The sequence below is a fragment of the Gorillibacterium massiliense genome (genome assembly GCF_000455485.1).
In the GTDB taxonomy this organism is placed as follows: Bacteria; Bacillota; Bacilli; order Paenibacillales; family NBRC-103111; genus Gorillibacterium; species Gorillibacterium massiliense.
On sequence record NZ_CBQR020000027.1, the window covers coordinates 1 to 16,224 of the forward strand.

Below are 16,224 nucleotides of genomic sequence, written 5' to 3' on the forward strand. Positions count from 1 at the left end.
CCGTAAAAGGCAATGGCCCCTCCGACATGTACCAGCTGGAAGGGGCGAAGGGCAGCTTCGGCACCATTCATCCGGTGAGCTCCCACTTCTGCAAAACCTGCAATCGACTGCGTCTGACTGCAGACGGCAATATCAAGCCTTGCCTTGCCTGGTCCGACGAGTTTCAGGTGCGCAAAGTGATCGGTGACGATGAAGCGGTGCGCCGGCTGTTTCTGCAAGCACTCGGCACTAAGCCGGAGAGCCATGAAATGTCCAAGCATCTTGCGGATGATGAGACCAGTCATACCCCTACTGTACGCAGGATGTCGCAAATCGGAGGCTGAATCGTGGACTGGCATGGATTTTGGCCGCCCGTTCTCCTGTCAGTTCGGGTTGCTTTCGTATCGAGCTTGATTGCCTGGATTTTAGGCTTGTGGCTGGGAAGATGGCTATCCCGAAAGGTTTTTCCGGGGAAAGCTTTGCTGGAGACGATTTTCTTGCTGCCGTTGGTGCTGCCGCCAACCGTCGTCGGGTTTATCTTGCTCAAAGGTCTTGGGCGCCGCAGTTTATTGGGTCAGTTCGCCGAATGGTTGTTTGCCAAGCCCATCGTGTTTTCCTGGGAAGCTGCTGTTATCGCTTCGGTTGTGGTGTCTTTTCCCCTCGTGTACCAGACTATGAAGATCGGCTTTGCCGGTATCGACAGCTGTTTGGAAGAAGCGGCGCGTTCCGCCGGCGCAGGTGAATGGCAGGTGCTGCGCTATATATCGCTGCCTTTAGCCCTTCCCAGTCTGGTCTCTGCCTATATCCTCGGCTTCGCTCGGGGGTTGGGGGAGTTCGGGGCTACGCTGATGATCGCTGGCAATATTCCGGGCAGGACCCAGACGGTACCGACGGCCATCTATATTGCGGTGGATTCCGGTCATACCTCCATGGCATGGGCTTGGGCTTTGTCCATGATTTTGCTGTCTTTTCTGTTGCTTTCTTTGACGGGACGATTTGCTCGGCCCGAAGGTTAGTCGAATGGATTTGAAGGAAAGAAGGACGATTCTCATGAGCAAAAAAATCGTCATCCCCCACGAGCATGGCGGTTGGGCGATGGTCAGCGTTCCCTTCCTGATCGGAATGATGGCTGGAACCCCCCGCTGGACCCACGTGCTGTTGTTTTTGGCGTGGTTTTTTCTTTATCTGTCGTCTTATCCCTTTCTGCAGGCGGTCAAACGGCCGGCAAAACGCAGCCATTTTCTCAAATGGGGAAGCGCCTATGGCGCCGTAGCGCTCGTCTGCCTCGTTATTCCATTATGGAAGCATCCCGTCTTACTATTTCTGGGACTGCCCCTCGCCGTGCTGCTGCTCATCAATGTCTGGCATGTGATGCACAAAAAAGAACGTTCGCTCTTCAACGACTTATGCGCCTTTTTGCTTTTTTCCCTTGGTGGAGCGGCAGCTTACTTGGTGGGCACAGGGGAATGGGACCGCAGCCTGTCCGCTGTCATCCTCTTCAACTTTCTGTTCTTCACTGGAAGCGCCTTATTCGTCAAAACCCTTTTTCGGGAAAAAGGCGACCCCCGCTGGCTTCTAGCCGCACGGATCTACCATGGAGCGCTTCTATTCGTACCATGGCTGGTCGGATATCCGCTGATGTTTTTCTCCTTTGTTTTTCCCGCAGCCCGCGCCTTTGTTTTCTCTGGAAAAAATTTGAAACCCATGCACGCCGGAATAATCGAAATTGTCAATTCGGTGTTATTTCTGCTGCTGTCGGTTACGGCATTTTCCTTGTATAAGTAAATCGCTCACCCTATAATGGAGGATAATGATTTGTCCCGTGATGGAAAGGGGCGAATGAACCCTTGGGTGTGGAGGAAGAAACCGATGGTAACCGAACGTGTAAGACCAGAAGATGTCATAGTAGCGGCGCATGCCTTGAAGGATGTGGCGTATCATACACCGCTCAGAAAAAATTTCATATTATCGGATCGCTACGGGTGCAACGTTTATTTGAAAAGGGAGGACCTGCAGGTCGTTCGATCTTTTAAAATCCGCGGCGCGTACAACATGATGCGCAGCTTGTCGGCGGAACAGTTGAAGAATGGCGTCGTCTGCGCCAGCGCCGGCAATCATGCTCAAGGCGTTGCTTATTCCTGTAAGGAAATGGGAGTGAACGGGAAGATCTTTATGCCATCGACCACTCCTCGGCAAAAAATCACCCAGGTGAAGCTTTTCGGCGGACCTTTTGTGGAAGTGCTGCTGGTTGGCGACACCTTCGATGATTCGTTGCAGGAAGCGCTGGCTTATTGCGAACGGGAAAAGATGCCGTTTATCCATCCCTTTGACGATCCGATGATCATCGCCGGACAGGGAACGGTAGGGCTGGAAATTCTAGACGATATGAAGGATCCGGTGGATTTCATCTTTGCCGGCATCGGCGGAGGCGGCTTGATCTCGGGGATCGGCGCTTATGTCAAAGGCGTGCAGCCGGCCGTGAAGCTGATCGGCGTCGAGCCGGAGGGAGCGCCATCCATGCGCCACTCCATCCATAGCGGCGAAATCGTCACGCTTAACGAGATCGACAAATTCGTCGACGGTGCTGCGGTTAAGCGAGTCGGCGAGCTGGCTTACGACTTCTGCAAAGAGATGCTGGACGACATCGTCGTCGTTCCGGAAGGCAAAGTGTGCACCACCATTCTGGAGCTGTACAATGAGAATGCGATCGTCGCAGAACCGGCTGGCGCGCTGCCCATTGCGGCGCTGGATTTTTACCGGGAGCAAATCGCCGGCAAAAACGTTGTCTGCGTTATCAGCGGCGGCAACAACGACATCGACCGGATGCAGGAGATCAAGGAACGTTCCCTAATCTATGAAGGCTTGAAACATTACTTCATTGTCAATTTCCCTCAACGGGCAGGCGCTCTGCGGGAGTTCTTGGAGTTTGTGCTCGGCCCAACCGATGATATTACCCGGTTTGAATATACGAAAAAGAACAGCAAGGAAAACGGTCCCGCTCTGGTTGGCATCGAACTGAAACATCGTAATGATTATTTGCCACTTTTGGAGCGGATGCGTTCCCGCGGTCTCAGCTTCAGTGAAATCAACAAGGAACCGGATTTGTTTAACCTTCTGATCTGACCGGTAGCATGTGAAAAGCCAGGTCCTGATCCCATTAGGGATACAGGGCTTGGCTTTTTTTTAGAAAGGGATTACAAAAAAATAACAATACTGCCCAGTGTTGACAAAATGAAAACGATGATACAATATGTATACATGTCATTTTCATTTATTTTCAATTAGGGATGGTGATGGTGTGAAACGCTTTGAAGAACTGGATTCGCTTAGGGGGCTAGCAGCGTTTAGTGTATTTCTTCATCATGCCTTATTGATGCTTTTATTTACAGAGCTTGGTTTTTCCCAGATGACATTACCCCAAAAGATTCTATACAGCAGTCCGACTCACCTAATTTGGGCTGGAACAGAGGCCGTCTTCCTTTTTTTCGTTTTAAGCGGATTTGTTTTATCCCTACCCTTTTATTCAGCAAAATATAGCGGGTACATGCCTTTCCTGATCAAACGTATATTCAGATTATATCCTCCGTTTTTTTTCACGCTTCTCATAGCACTGGGTGGAATTACGCTTATCCCTCATGGAGCTATCGGGGGATTAAGCGGCTGGTTTAATACATTATGGGCGGATCCAATTGATTTCAAATCCGTGCTTAGTCATTTTTCCATGATCGGCCATTTCAACACAGAATTATTAGATTCGCCTATCTGGTCACTCGTGGTAGAGATGCGGATCTCCATTATTTTTCCGCTGATTATGTTCGTGGTTATGAAGTTTAATTGGAAGATAACCATCGTGATAGCGGCTATTTTAACTGTGATGCCCTATCAATTGGTGAAACTGGGTTTCGGCAACGAAATTAATGCATTTGTGTTCACGATTGCTTATATTCCGATGTTCATTTATGGCGCTTTGCTGGCCAAACATCTTCGCGTTATCATGAAATTTTATTCAACGATTCCTACAAAAGGCAAAGTGCTGCTGGTTCTTGCTGCGATTTTTATGTTTACCTGCAGATTCTTCCCGATTCACATATCCTTTCTTAGGGTTCCGATGATAAACAATACGATTGAAACAATGGGGGCTTGCTTGTTCGTCTGGTTTGCCGTTTCATCAAAAGTATTCGCAAAAATCCTTCATATAAAGCCGTTTGTCTTTATGGGAAAGATTTCATATAGTTTCTATTTGTATCATATGGTATTGCTTATTTCCATAACCCATCTGCTATATCAATATGTTAATCTTCCTGTAATTTGGCTGCTTTCGTTATCGTTGAGCATACTCATCGCAACCCTTTCATTTAAGTTTATCGAACAGCCTTTCATGACATTAGGGAGAAATGTATCTTTACAGCTTACCAATAAGAACAAAGGCGAAGAAAAGATAGCGCAAAGATTGGCTTGAGATTCGACATTATACTTTCCTCAAGATTGTATCTTGAGGAAATTTTTGTTTTTATCTGCGTAGTTTTCATATCAATATAAAATAATCAAGGTGACGTCCCTTCACAGAAAACTAAGCAAGCGCGGCTCGTTTGCCGATATAAATAGAGAGAGCAGATTAGCCCGAAGAAAGGGATTCACCTAACTTGAAGACGACACTCAAAACCATCGTTTCCATCCTTTTGCCTTTTGCCATACTGGCGCTTGCCTATTTTCTATTTACGAAAACAGATACATGGTCACAGCCCCAAAGGGATCTGATCAAGCTTGCTCCATACGCCGTTTTTCTTTTAGGTGGATTGATTTCTTGGAAGTTTAACCGCAGCCGGGAATTTTTTATGCTGATTCTTCTTGCTTTCGGTTTCTATTTCATCACTTCTCTGCCGGGAGAAACGGAACACGCGGCGCAGCTTGCCGACCGGTTTTCCATTGTCGCGTTTCTCATCCCCTTGAATGTAGCCGTGTTTTCCTTTTTAAAAGAACGGGGCATCTTCAGTTCCTGGGGGCTTCTTCGCATCGGGTTTCTTTTGGCGCAGATCGCCGCTTCTTTTTGGCTAGTGCAGGAAGGCCAGAGCGATACTCTGGCTCAGATGACAAAGACCCGAGTACCAGCACTCAGCTTCCACTGGATGAGCGGTATTCCTCAATGCGCCGTTCTTGCCTTTGTCATCGCGCTTGCCATTCTTGGTATCCGGCAAAGGAACTCCAAAACATCGCAGGACGTTTCCTTTATTGGCGTGTTGTTTGCCATGTACATCGTGCTGCACAATCTGCACAAGCCGCTGCTTGCGGCGATCTTTTTTGCAACGGCTGGAATCATCCTTATCGTTTCGATCATTCGGGATTCGTATTCCATGGCATTCACGGATGAACTGACCGGTCTGCCTTCCCGCCGCGCACTCAAGCAGGACATGATGAAGCTGGGTTTTCATTATGCCATTGCCATGCTGGACGTGGACCATTTTAAAAAATTCAATGATACCCACGGCCATGATACGGGAGATGAAGTGCTGAAGCTGGTGGCGTCCATCATTAAAGACGTTTCCGGCGGGGGAAAAGCGTTCCGTTACGGGGGAGAGGAGTTTACTCTGCTTTTTCCAGGAAAAACGGTAACCGAAGCTATTCCACATCTGGAGGAACTGCGGGAGAAAATCGCCAAGCGGGGCTTTACCAAACGTAGCACGGGCCGATCCAAGAGCAGCGCCAAAAGCAGATCCCAGAGCGGCAGAGCGGGAAAACAACTATTTGTCACAGTCAGCATGGGAATCTCCCAGAAAAGCGAGAAGTACAAAAAGCCGGATGAGGTCATGAAAGCGGCTGACTCCGCGCTATACCGGGCAAAGAAAAAAGGCAGGAACTGCGTCAGCAAGTAACCTGCCTTTCTTTTATCAATCAAGCTTTGGCGGAAATCGATGCAGGGTCGCCTGCTCAAAACCATAGGCAAGCTTGAGGAGCGTCGGCTCGCTCCATGCGGTCCCCACGAAGGTGATGCCTTGGGGACCTTTTGTTATGTAACCCCCTGGAGCGATGATGCCTGTTTCTGCATAACCCCCGGGAACCGTGATTGCCGGATACCCGACGTATGCAGCAAGATCGGGCCCCCATTCATTGCCCAAAAACAGGAGAGCGTCCAGACGATGCTCTTCCAATACAGCGTCAATCCCGAACTTCCCGGCCATATCCCGGTTTTTTGCCAGACTATCTGCATACTCCTGTTCCGTTAACGTTCCGCTTGTCATTTCCGACCAGATGAGCGTCGATTGCCCGTACTTTAAAGCGGCTTCCGCATGAGCTTCGTTGAAGGTGATCACTTCCTGCAAGGAGTGAACGGGAATGTTCGCAGGCAAAGCGGTCAAATAATCGTTCAAGTATTTCTTGAACTCATAGCGCATGACGTTGCCGTCCCATTCTGTGTCTTGGCATTTCAGTTCGACCGGATCGACGATAGTAGCCCCTTTTTCTTTCAAAACCGAAATGGCGGCTTCCACAATGGCAAGTCTCGCTTCATCCAAATGGCTGTAATAATAGCGGGGGATGCCGATTCTCGCTTGGGACAAAAAATCAGCGGTCAGGAACGGCGTATAATCTTGGTAAGCTCGCACTTTGCAAGATAATGTTGCGGGATCCCGTTCGTCTTCTCCCGTCAGAACTCCAAGCAAAATAGCTGCGTCCGTTACGGTTCTCGTCATGGGGCCGGGACTGTCCTGGCTTGGCGCGAGGGGAATAATCCCCGAACGGCTGACTAAACCGACAGTGGGCTTTATGCCGACGATGTTGTTTTGACTGGAGGGACTGATAATCGAACCCGATGTTTCCGTACCGATAGCTGCCGCTGCCATATTCATCGCGACGGAGACGGCAGATCCGGAACTGGAGCCGCCGACGAACAGTTCTCCGGGGCCATATGGATTTAAGGTCAGCCCTCCGCGGCTGCTGTATCCCGCCCACATCTCATCCGACATGAAATTCGCCCATTCGGTCATGTTGGCTTTTCCGAGGATGACGGCACCAGCTGCTCGGAGCTTAGCCGCCACCGTGGAGTCAACTTCCGCGAAGGAATCGGCTAGAGCTAGGGAGCCTGCGCTCGTATGCAGTCTATCGCCGGTATCGACATTATCCTTTAGTAAAATGGGAATGCCGTGTAGATGACTTCTTTTTCCGGTTTCTTTCCGTTCCTTATCCAGTGCTCTGGCTATTTCAACCGCATCGGGATTGACTTCAAGAACGCTGCGAAGAAGCGGATTATATCGCCGAATCCGATCCAAGTAGGCCATGACCAGCGTTTCCGAACAGATAGCGCCGGATTCCATTGCCTGTTGCATCTCTGAAATGGTTGCTTCGATGATCCATTTATCAAGTTGAGGTTCCATGACGATTCTCCTTCTATCTATTTAGAGAGACTTACGTAAGAAATTGTAAGCTTTGCCGTCCAGGGAATTCAACGAGCAATATAGGTATAACGAAACTCTCCGTGATAATCGAAATCAACCAGTGTGGGTAGCTTGGCAGGTGACTCCTTTTCTTTTTTCTTGTCTTGTGTTACATTTTAGCTGAACGATCGTTCAACGAATAGGAGGCAGGAGGGTAAATGACTCCAAAATCAGACCTAACCGTAAATCAACGTCACGAACAAGCGGCTGAAACACGTCAGAACTTGCTGGATACTGCAAAGAGATTATTTGCCGCAAGCGGTTATTCATTAACGTCTATAAGGAGCATCAGTAAGGCGCTAAACATGTCGGATGGCATTCTGTATCATCATTTTCCCGGAGGCAAGAAGGAGATTCTTTCGGTGATTTTGCATGATGGACTCCAAAAGAGCTTGTCTACGATGAATAGCCTAAACGATGAGCTTGAAAATCTGCCTTTGCGAGATGCGCTGGATAAAATATATAGACAGGGAGATATGCTATTTACCGCTGATCTGGATTTGATGAAAATTCTGTTGAAAGAAAGCGATAACCTGGAGTTGAATGAAACCCATCTTCTTGCGGAAACCATTCAGGAACGGATCAACTGGTTTGCCGGCTTTCTGGCTCGTAGGCACCAGAAGGGTGAGATCAGGGAAATGAATTTTGCTATAGCCTCCCAGCATTTTCTTGCGGTCAGTATCAATAACCTGATGGCTAAATTGCTGAGAATTGAGCTTTTCGGCAAGCTGGAGCTCACGGCAGATCGCCAAGAAATAATCGAGCATACGCTGGCTCTATGGAAGAACTCTTGATCTAGAAAGGATCAAGAGATTTCCTTTGTCTTTCACTGATCGATCATTCAATCAGTATATATGCATTTTCCAAAGGAGACTTGAATATGGAGAAGGCGGTTTTGATTACCGGCGCAACTGGTGGAATTGGATACGAGTTGGCGAAGATTTTTGCAGCGGAAAAGAACAATTTGGTTCTCGTTGCTCGAAACTCGAAACGCCTGAAGGAGATAAAAGAGCATTTTGAAGCCAACTATCACATTCGCGTGCATATTTTGTCCAAAGACCTTGCTGAAAAAGATGCGGCGGCGAACATCTATAGGGAAGTGACACTGCAGAATATCAAGATCGACATTCTGGTCAACAATGCGGGGTTCGGGGATTTTGGGGAATTTTTTAAGGCGGATTGGCAAAACCAATATGAAATGATTCAGGTCAATATCGTCTCGTTAATGCAGCTGACCCGCTTGTTTGTCCCTGACATGATTTAGGAGGGGAACGGTAGGGTCTTGAATGTTGCCTCTACTGCAGCTTTTCAACCCGGTCCGTGGATGTCCGTCTATTATGCCTCTAAAGCCTATGTGCTTTCCTTTTCCGAAAGCTTGGCTCAGGAGTTGGCGCATACAGGGGTAACGGTTACCGCTCTTTGCCCGGGGCCGACCCGCACAGGGTTTGAAGACAGGGCGGAACTGAATCAGTCCAAACTGTTCAAAACACTGAAGGTAACCGACGCCAAAACGGTGGCGGCCTTCGGCTATAAAAAGATGTTGAAGGGGACGGTTGTCGCTGTGCATGGCTGGCGAAATCAAGCAATTATCGCCGGATTACGAATCGCCCCCCGTTCTCTGGTCAGAAAAGTGATGGATAAGCTGCAAGCTCGAATTCACTAATTCAATTACTTCAATGAAGGAGTAACCTATCATGAACGATTCGATCAAAATCCATGTCCTGCATACCGGTCAGGTTCAAACGGATATCGCCCTGCCTTTTAATAATCAACCTACTATAAATCCAATAGCCTATACCGGCATTTTCCGATCCAAAAAATATCAGAACAAGCTTCCCGTCTCCGCTTATCTCATCGAGCATCCCAAGGGTCTTGTTTTGGTCGATACCGGTTGGCATACGGATGTGCGCGGAAATCAGCGGAAGTACATGGGCAAAATCCATTACCAGATCAACAAAGCGATTTTACCGGAGGGACAGGCGATCAACGAGCAACTGAACAGTATGGGAATCAAAATCAGTGATCTGGATTATGTCATATTGAGTCACCTGGATATCGACCATGCCAGCGGAATCAAGCTGGTGAAGGAGGCCAAGCATATCCTAACCAGCGATATCGAGTGGGCAGCCGCGAAAAAAAGCCCCGTCCGTTATCTTCAACACATGTGGGAAGGGGTTGACGTCAAAACCTTTCAAATGACATCTTCCGAGTATGGTCCTATGGAGCGATCGTTTGATTTGTTTGGAGATGGATCGATCATCTGCGTTCATACCCCGGGACATAGCAAAGGTATGACCGCAACCGTAGTACAGCGAGAAGGCAAGTTTGTTCTGCTGGCCGCCGATTGCGGCTATGCTGCCAAATCATGGGAAAACATGATTCTTCAAGGGGTCATCGTAAACAAACGGGAAGCCATCGAATCTTTACAATGGGTAAAGGAGATGGCTAAAGACCCGCGGTGCATCGAGGCTCTTGCCAATCATGATACGAATGTCCAGCCGCACACCATCATCGTCTAGCGCGTCAGTCAATATAACACTCTCCACAAATAAAAGGTGGCGTAGGCTTCCCAATCCGTCCAGGTGGAGGACAGCCGGAGAAGTTCGTCCTTCGTCGGCTTTTGCGATGTGCCTAATAGGTGCCGGATCGAATTATGCAGGCCGACGTCATCGATGGGAAAGGCGTTCGGGTAGCGCAAGCAGCGCATCAGCACGTAGTGGGCGGTCCAGGGACCGATGCCGCGGATGCTGACCAGCTTTTTCTCGGCAGCGGTACTGTCGCCAAGAGCAAGCAGCTGTTCCTTCGTTAATTCTTCCTTTGCAATCAATCGGGCGACGCCGATCAAATACTCACTTTTTTTGCCGGTCATTTGCAGCTTCATCAAATCTTCCGGTTGCAGCGCCGCGATGGCTTGGGGGGAAGGAAAGAGCCAGTAGCGCGAGCTGTCCCATTCCACGTACCGTCCATAGGTCTCCACAAGCCGCCGCTTTAAGGTATAAGCAAAGGCAAGATTGATTTGTTGACCGATAATGCCCCAGCAAACCGTTTCGAACAAATCGGGGATACCGACGCAGCGTAGACCGAAGAAATCATCGACGGTTTGCTTTAGCAGCGCATCTTTCCGGGCCATCTCGTAAAAAGGCCGCAAATCCCGGTCCAAATCGAACCAATCCCGGACGTAACGGGTGACGGCTGCGATGGTTTCTACGCTTAACGGGTTCGCTGCTCCTAAGAACTGCAGAGTCAGTTCGCCTTCTTGATCTGCTCTGACTTGGAGGATAAAGGCTTCGCCATCGATCTCAAAGGCTTTCAGAACCGTATGACCATGGATCGTGAATAAGCACTCGTCCGAGGAACGGGAGAGATAGACCATGTTTTGCTGAAAATCGAATTCTGCCGGTGTGGGCAGCTTGACGACGGGATTTACGGGTGTTGAAATGTCGGCCATCTCCTTTGCGCCTCTTACTCTCTTTCTCTCCTTTTATACCATAGATCAGACTTTGGATGTATTTTGATATCTTGCGCATCCATTGTCATATGCGTACAAAGGTCGCATTGAGGAGGTATACTGGGGAAGGAGGTGAGGGGAGTGGAAGAGGACGAAAACAAGCTGACGGATGAAAAATGGCGGGCGATTGTAACCTGCGATGCTGCCAGTGACGGTGCATTCTATTACGGGGTTAAAACGACGGGGATCTTTTGCCGGCCTTCCTGCAAATCTAAGGAGCCGATACGGGACAATGTGCGGATATTTGAACATGCGGACGCCGCGTTGCAAGCCGGTTTTCGCCCATGCAAACGATGCCGGCCCACTGGTGTGCGCTTACCCGATGAGGAATGGGTGGGGGAAATCGTCCGGTATATCCGCAGCCATTTGCACGAAGTCCTATCCCTTCGCGTTTTAGGGGAGATGTGCCACGGAAGTCCCTTTCATTTGCAGCGCACCTCCAAACGAATTACAGGAAAAACGCCAATGGAATATGTCCAACAGGTGCGCATTGAGCAAGCGGCAGCGGCATTGCGCCGTTCCGACAAATCCCTTGCTGAGATTGCTGCGGCAGTGGGAATCCCCAACACGGCGTATTTTATTACCTTGTTCAAAAAGATAACCGGTTATACCCCGGCGGATTACCGAATCAGGCATGCAAACATGGAGGCGAAGGAACGATGAAGAATAGTCACGCTACCTGTCTTTACTGGTCCATGGTTGAAGATAAGGCTTTGCCCATGTACATCGCGGCAACGGAAAAAGGGCTTGCCTATGTCGGCTCGCCCCATAAATCCTTTGCTGAACTTGCCCTTTGGGCGGAAAAGCGGATGCCGGGGGCGGTATTGTTCCGTGATGATGAACGCTTACTTTCTTATGTCCGGGAGTTAAGCGAGTATCTGCAAGGAACGCGCCATATGTTCACGATTCCGCAGGATGCAGTCGGGACGGCTTTTCAAAAGGCTGTCTGGGAAGTCGTACGCGCCGTACCTTTCGGGAATATCTGCTCGTACTCTGATATAGCCATCGCCATCGGCAAGCCGGCTTCCGTGCGGGCTGTCGGGGCAGCCGTTGGTGCGAATCCGCTGCTTATGGTGATTCCCTGCCATCGTATTATGGGGAAAAACGGCCATCCAACAGGATACCGCGGCGGTCTTGACGTCAAGATGCGGCTGCTCCAAATGGAACAAGTTTTTGCGCAAGGCAAATCATTGGAGACCGCTTAACGAAGTGCTTTGCCCAGCGGCGTCAGGATCCCATCCATGCTTTCGCGGTTTTTCTCCTGCTGATATTCCTTGATGCCTTCATCGCCTTTACGCTCTGCCCATTTCACAAGGGTATCGCGTTCCCCCGTATAATCATAAAACGGCACGCTAAAGCCGCAGGAAGTTTTTACAGATTCGATCCGAACCCTCATGATCTGGCGAGCTCCGGGCAGCTCCGGAAAAAGCGGAACCAACTCTTCCCATTCCGGTGATGTGGGGAGAGTAACCTGTCCTGATCCGTATAGTCGCAATATCATCGGCGGTCCTTCGAAAGCGACAAACATGATGGTAATACGGCCATTCTCTTCGAGATGAGCGCTGGTTTCATTGCCGCTGCCTGTCAGATCTAGATAAGCGACATCTGAAGGGGATAGGATTCTCAGAGCATCATACCCTTTTGGGGAGATATTCACATGGCCGTTTGTCTCCAGGGGAGCGGTTCCTACGAAAAAGATGTGCTGCTTGCGGATGAAATCCTCGTGCTCCGGCAGCATTGCGGGGTAGCTCTTACCCATAACCATCCTCCATTCGTGGCGGGACTCTTTATGTAAAAATATAGCATGGACTATCCGGCATTTCACTCCCTTTATGGGACATGAAGTGCTTTTTTATTTTCTGAAAATGGGCGAATCCCTATATACAAAAGGTTATATCCAGTTTATAATGAATATCAGAAAGTTGCACGAGGTAAACATTTATGTCCAAATACAACATTTTCAACGCGGAAGGAGGAAGAAGAATGGAGCCATCTTTTGAACAGGAGTACGCAGGTATGAAGAGGAAATACGAACCTTCGGCAGAAACGGTTTTCAACAGTCAAGTTCGTGGCGTGAAGCGGTTGCTTCCGTTTCTCGGCCCTGCTTTTATTGCCGCAGTCGCTTATCTAGATCCAGGAAATTTTGCTACCAATATTACGGCAGGCTCACAATACGGATACCTGTTATTATGGGTAATCGCCGTATCCAATCTGATGGCGGTTCTTATTCAAACCTTGTCCGCTAAATTGGGGATTGCTACGGGGATGAATCTTCCGGAGGTTGCCCGGGAAAGGTTTCCGAAAAAGCTCTCCATTTTCTTGTGGATTCAAAGTGAAATTGTCATTATCGCCACCGATTTGGCTGAATTTATCGGAGCTTCGCTTGGCATATATCTGCTCTTCAATATCCCGATGCTTCCCGCTGCAATCATTACGGCTATTGCTTCCTTTGCCATTCTGGAACTGCAGCGCAAAGGTTACCGCTCTCTGGAAATCGGCATCGCCGCCATGATCTTAATCGTTGTTTTATCCTTTGCATTTCAAGTCATCTGGGCAAAACCGGACGTGGGAGCTATTGCAACCGGCATTTTTACCCCACGCTTTCAAGGAACGGACAGTATTCTGCTTGCCGCCGGAATTCTCGGCGCTACCGTGATGCCCCATGCCGTCTATCTTCACTCTTCCCTTACACAAAACCGTATCGTCGGCCGAAATGAACAGGAGAAGAAACGGATATTCCGCATGGAATTTATCGATATCGTCATCGCTATGGTCTTTGCCGGAGCCGTCAATATGGCGATGGTCATCATCTCAGCGGCCCTGTTTTATAAGAAAGGTTTAAACGTCGAAGACCTGACTATCGCTTATCATCAATTCAACCACTTGGTCGGTCCGATGTCTGCCGCTTGTTTTGGTCTGGCTCTGCTCATTGCCGGTCTTTCCAGCGCTGCCGTAGGGACAATGGCGGGGGACGTGGTCATGCAGGGATTCATCCGCAAGCGGATCAACCTGTACCTGCGTCGGGCGATCACGACGATCCCACCGCTTGTTATCATCGTGACGGGTATCAATGCGACAAAGGCTTTGGTCGTGAGTCAAGTCGTTCTTTCTTTCGGTATTGCTTTTGCCCTGATTCCCCTCGTCATCTTTACCAGCAACCGTAAGCTGATGGGCGGCCTCGTAAACCGGAAAGTAACGACAGCAGCCGGCTGGCTCGTTGCAGCGATCGTCGTCGCGCTTAACTTGTTCCTTATCTTTGAAACCTTTATGTAGAGTACTATCCATCAAGACACCGCATGCGGTGTCTTTTTTTGCTTTCTTCCCTTCCGCAGGAGTGCTTTAGAAGGAGAAACCTTGTCTATTTGCCGTTTTGGTATATAATCATTAATCAATGAAACATGGGGTGATTGGTTTGAAAGCCATAATTGTTGAGCAATTCGGTTCAACAGAAAATATGAAATATGTAGATGTTGAAATCCCTTCAATAGGTCCAAAACAAGTCCTCATTCGCGTAATGACAACGAGTGTTAATTTTGCAGATATTAAAGCGAGATACGGCAATAAAGGACAAGGGAAACTTCCGTTTATTCCCGGCTTGGAAGCTTCGGGGATCGTTGAGCAAGTTGGAGATGAAGTGACATCCTTTTTGCCAGGCCAACGAGTAATGGCGTTTCCTCATAATGGTTCGTATGCAGAGTACATTGTTGCAGATGAAAATTTGACTTTTGCAATTCCCGATACGATTAGTTTTGATGTTGCCGGATCTTGCGGCATTGTCTCATTTCTGTCTTACAAACTGCTTGCTGACATTGCTAATTTACATTATGGAGATAAGGTTCTCATTCATTCTGCTTCTGGAGGAGTGGGAACTACAGCTATTCAAGTTGCTAAAGCATTAGGTGCAGATACGGTTATCGGAACTGTGGGCAATGAATCGAAGATTCCTGTAGCATTAGAAGCGGGAGCAGATCATGTGATTTGCTATACGAATGAAAATTTTTCACAGGCAGTAAATGAAATCACGGAGGGCAAGGGTGTCAATATTATTATGGATTCTATTGGCGGAGAAATCACAGAGGAGAGTATGGGGTGTCTGGCTAACTATGGCCGTCTAGTTGTGTTCGGAAATTCAAGCGGAAAATACGGACAGCTTCAAACAAGCGACCTCCATTCAAGCTGTCGTTCTGTTCTTGGGTTTAGTTTTAGTACAACAAGAAAAGAGCAGCCGGAAATTTTAAAAGCTACTTCTGTACATGTCATGCGCATGCTGGAAAGCGAGCAACTAAAAATGAAAATAAGCGAAAAACTGCCCTTGAAAGATGCTGCATTGGCACATCAATTTATTGAAAGCAGGAAAAGCACCGGAAAAATTCTCTTGTCTATGGAGAACTCGTAAACAATTTTTGCCTTTTTTCTGGATCATATTGACATTCCGGCAGGCTTGTTCATACTGGAGAAAAAGCTAGAACGCGCGTTCTGTCGGGAGGAAGAGATATGCTATCCATCGTAAAAGGGCCTTATTTGCAAATACCTACGGAAACGTCGATGACGATGATGTGGGAAACGTCGGAGCTAGCGTCTGCGAAAGTGGAAGTTTATCAAGCGGAGAGGAAGCATGGGGGATCTGGAGGCAACTATCTTCCGCCAGAAAAGGTGATAACCACCGCATCGAACGGTGAGTATTCCTTGATTCATCAAATTACCGTTCAGCAGTTGGAGCCGGGAACGACTTATTTTTATACGGTGTTTTCCGAAAACGAAACGGGTGCTTTGCAGGACGGGCCGCATCCTTTTAAGACGGCACCGGGAAAAGATGTGCCTTTTTCATTTACCGTCACCAGCGAAACGGGAGGCTTCCATTTCGCCGATAAAACCGATGGCCAGATCAATCGGGATATTTTTATGTTGATGGGGAAATACCGGCCGGATTTGTCTTTGTTTGCGGGAGATATCGTAGATGATGGAAGAGAGTATGCCGACTGGAGCACCTATTTTTTCGAACCTGGCCGGGCATTCTTGAAAACTACGCCTTTTTATAGCTGTTTGGGGAACCATGAAGAGAACGCCGACTGGTTTTACAAGTTTTTTGCTTACCCTAATCCCAAAAACTACTACTCTTTCGATTATGGGGATGCGCACTTTACTTGTTTGGACAGCACGGCTTTCGTCGGAAATGAGCAGTATCCCGGGTTATCCCATGAGTTGACGCCCGGAAACGCGCAAATCGATTTTCTCATAAGGGATCTGCAGGCATCGGCAGCAAAATGGAAAATCGTGTTTTTCCACTACTCCCCGTACGTATCCGGTGGT

General features: G+C 48.6%; 15 protein-coding genes and 2 pseudogenes. 14 read left to right on the forward strand and 3 right to left on the reverse strand.

Translation table 11 applies throughout. The features are described from left to right. From TJ79_RS03145 to TJ79_RS03170, 6 genes and pseudogenes are all read left to right on the forward strand, one after another. Window positions 1–323: pseudogene (locus TJ79_RS03145) on the forward strand (GTP 3',8-cyclase MoaA); the annotation flags it as partial. Next, window positions 324–995, forward strand: a complete 672-nt coding sequence (gene modB / locus TJ79_RS03150) for a molybdate ABC transporter permease subunit (RefSeq protein WP_040948842.1) — start codon at window positions 324–326, stop codon at window positions 993–995. 34 nt (window positions 996–1,029) lie between these two features. Then, window positions 1,030–1,764: a YwiC-like family protein gene (locus TJ79_RS03155; protein ID WP_040948854.1), complete on the forward strand. Its 735-nt coding sequence runs from the start codon at window positions 1,030–1,032 to the stop codon at window positions 1,762–1,764. Between the two features lie 84 nt (window positions 1,765–1,848). Beyond that, the gene (ilvA, locus tag TJ79_RS03160; protein ID WP_155987753.1) at window positions 1,849–3,102 is read left to right on the forward strand and encodes a threonine ammonia-lyase IlvA; all 1,254 of its coding nucleotides are present in this window, start codon (window positions 1,849–1,851) and stop codon (window positions 3,100–3,102) included. A 175-nt stretch (window positions 3,103–3,277) separates the two neighbouring features. Next, window positions 3,278–4,438 (forward strand): acyltransferase family protein, encoded by a 1,161-nt coding sequence (locus tag TJ79_RS03165; RefSeq protein WP_040948843.1) that lies wholly within the window; start codon window positions 3,278–3,280, stop codon window positions 4,436–4,438. Between the two features lie 184 nt (window positions 4,439–4,622). Next, the gene (locus TJ79_RS03170) at window positions 4,623–5,849 is read left to right on the forward strand and encodes a GGDEF domain-containing protein (protein ID WP_040948844.1); all 1,227 of its coding nucleotides are present in this window, start codon (window positions 4,623–4,625) and stop codon (window positions 5,847–5,849) included. Window positions 5,850–5,864: 15 nt separating this feature from the next. Here TJ79_RS03170 and TJ79_RS03175 read toward each other — a convergent pair whose 3' ends face one another. After that, entirely contained in the window at window positions 5,865–7,346 is a 1,482-nt protein-coding gene (locus TJ79_RS03175; RefSeq protein ID WP_040948845.1) for an amidase family protein, read from the reverse strand. A gap of 218 nt (window positions 7,347–7,564) precedes the next feature. Between TJ79_RS03175 and TJ79_RS03180 the strand changes: the two genes are divergently transcribed. From TJ79_RS03180 to TJ79_RS03190, 3 genes and pseudogenes are all read left to right on the forward strand, one after another. Next, complete coding sequence (locus TJ79_RS03180; RefSeq protein WP_081756671.1) at window positions 7,565–8,200, forward strand: TetR/AcrR family transcriptional regulator; 636 nt, start codon at window positions 7,565–7,567, stop codon at window positions 8,198–8,200. A gap of 86 nt (window positions 8,201–8,286) precedes the next feature. After that, window positions 8,287–9,069 (forward strand): annotated as a pseudogene (locus TJ79_RS27885) (SDR family NAD(P)-dependent oxidoreductase). A 31-nt stretch (window positions 9,070–9,100) separates the two neighbouring features. Further along, on the forward strand, window positions 9,101–9,925 hold the full coding sequence (locus TJ79_RS03190) for an N-acyl homoserine lactonase family protein (RefSeq protein WP_040948847.1): 825 nt from the start codon (window positions 9,101–9,103) through the stop codon (window positions 9,923–9,925). 8 nt (window positions 9,926–9,933) lie between these two features. Here the strand turns inward: TJ79_RS03190 and TJ79_RS03195 are convergent, their stop codons facing one another. Next, entirely contained in the window at window positions 9,934–10,854 is a 921-nt protein-coding gene (locus TJ79_RS03195) for a DNA-3-methyladenine glycosylase family protein (RefSeq protein WP_040948848.1), read from the reverse strand. Window positions 10,855–10,995: 141 nt separating this feature from the next. Here TJ79_RS03195 and TJ79_RS03200 point away from each other — a divergent pair, with 141 nt between their 5' ends. Together TJ79_RS03200 and TJ79_RS03205 are read left to right on the forward strand one after the other, a co-directional pair. Then, window positions 10,996–11,577, forward strand: a complete 582-nt coding sequence (locus TJ79_RS03200) for a bifunctional transcriptional activator/DNA repair enzyme AdaA (protein WP_040948849.1) — start codon at window positions 10,996–10,998, stop codon at window positions 11,575–11,577. Continuing rightward, a complete protein-coding gene (locus tag TJ79_RS03205; RefSeq protein WP_040948850.1) occupies window positions 11,574–12,119 on the forward strand; it encodes a methylated-DNA--[protein]-cysteine S-methyltransferase in 546 nt (181 codons plus the stop codon). Before TJ79_RS03200 ends, TJ79_RS03205 begins: the two co-directional genes overlap by 4 nt. Here the strand turns inward: TJ79_RS03205 and TJ79_RS03210 are convergent. Then, on the reverse strand, window positions 12,116–12,673 hold the full coding sequence (locus tag TJ79_RS03210; protein ID WP_040948851.1) for a pyridoxamine 5'-phosphate oxidase family protein: 558 nt from the start codon (window positions 12,671–12,673) through the stop codon (window positions 12,116–12,118). The two genes, TJ79_RS03205 and TJ79_RS03210, sit on opposite strands and share 4 nt — an antisense overlap. 257 nt (window positions 12,674–12,930) lie before the next feature. Here TJ79_RS03210 and TJ79_RS03215 point away from each other — a divergent pair, with 257 nt between their 5' ends. From TJ79_RS03215 to TJ79_RS03225, 3 genes are all read left to right on the forward strand, one after another. Beyond that, window positions 12,931–14,187 (forward strand): Nramp family divalent metal transporter, encoded by a 1,257-nt coding sequence (locus TJ79_RS03215; protein WP_040948856.1) that lies wholly within the window; start codon window positions 12,931–12,933, stop codon window positions 14,185–14,187. Window positions 14,188–14,326: 139 nt separating this feature from the next. Then, window positions 14,327–15,310 (forward strand): quinone oxidoreductase family protein, encoded by a 984-nt coding sequence (locus TJ79_RS03220; protein ID WP_040948852.1) that lies wholly within the window; start codon window positions 14,327–14,329, stop codon window positions 15,308–15,310. Between the two features lie 98 nt (window positions 15,311–15,408). After that, window positions 15,409–16,224: metallophosphoesterase (locus TJ79_RS03225; protein WP_040948853.1), on the forward strand; the 816-nt coding region annotated here is incomplete at its 3' end.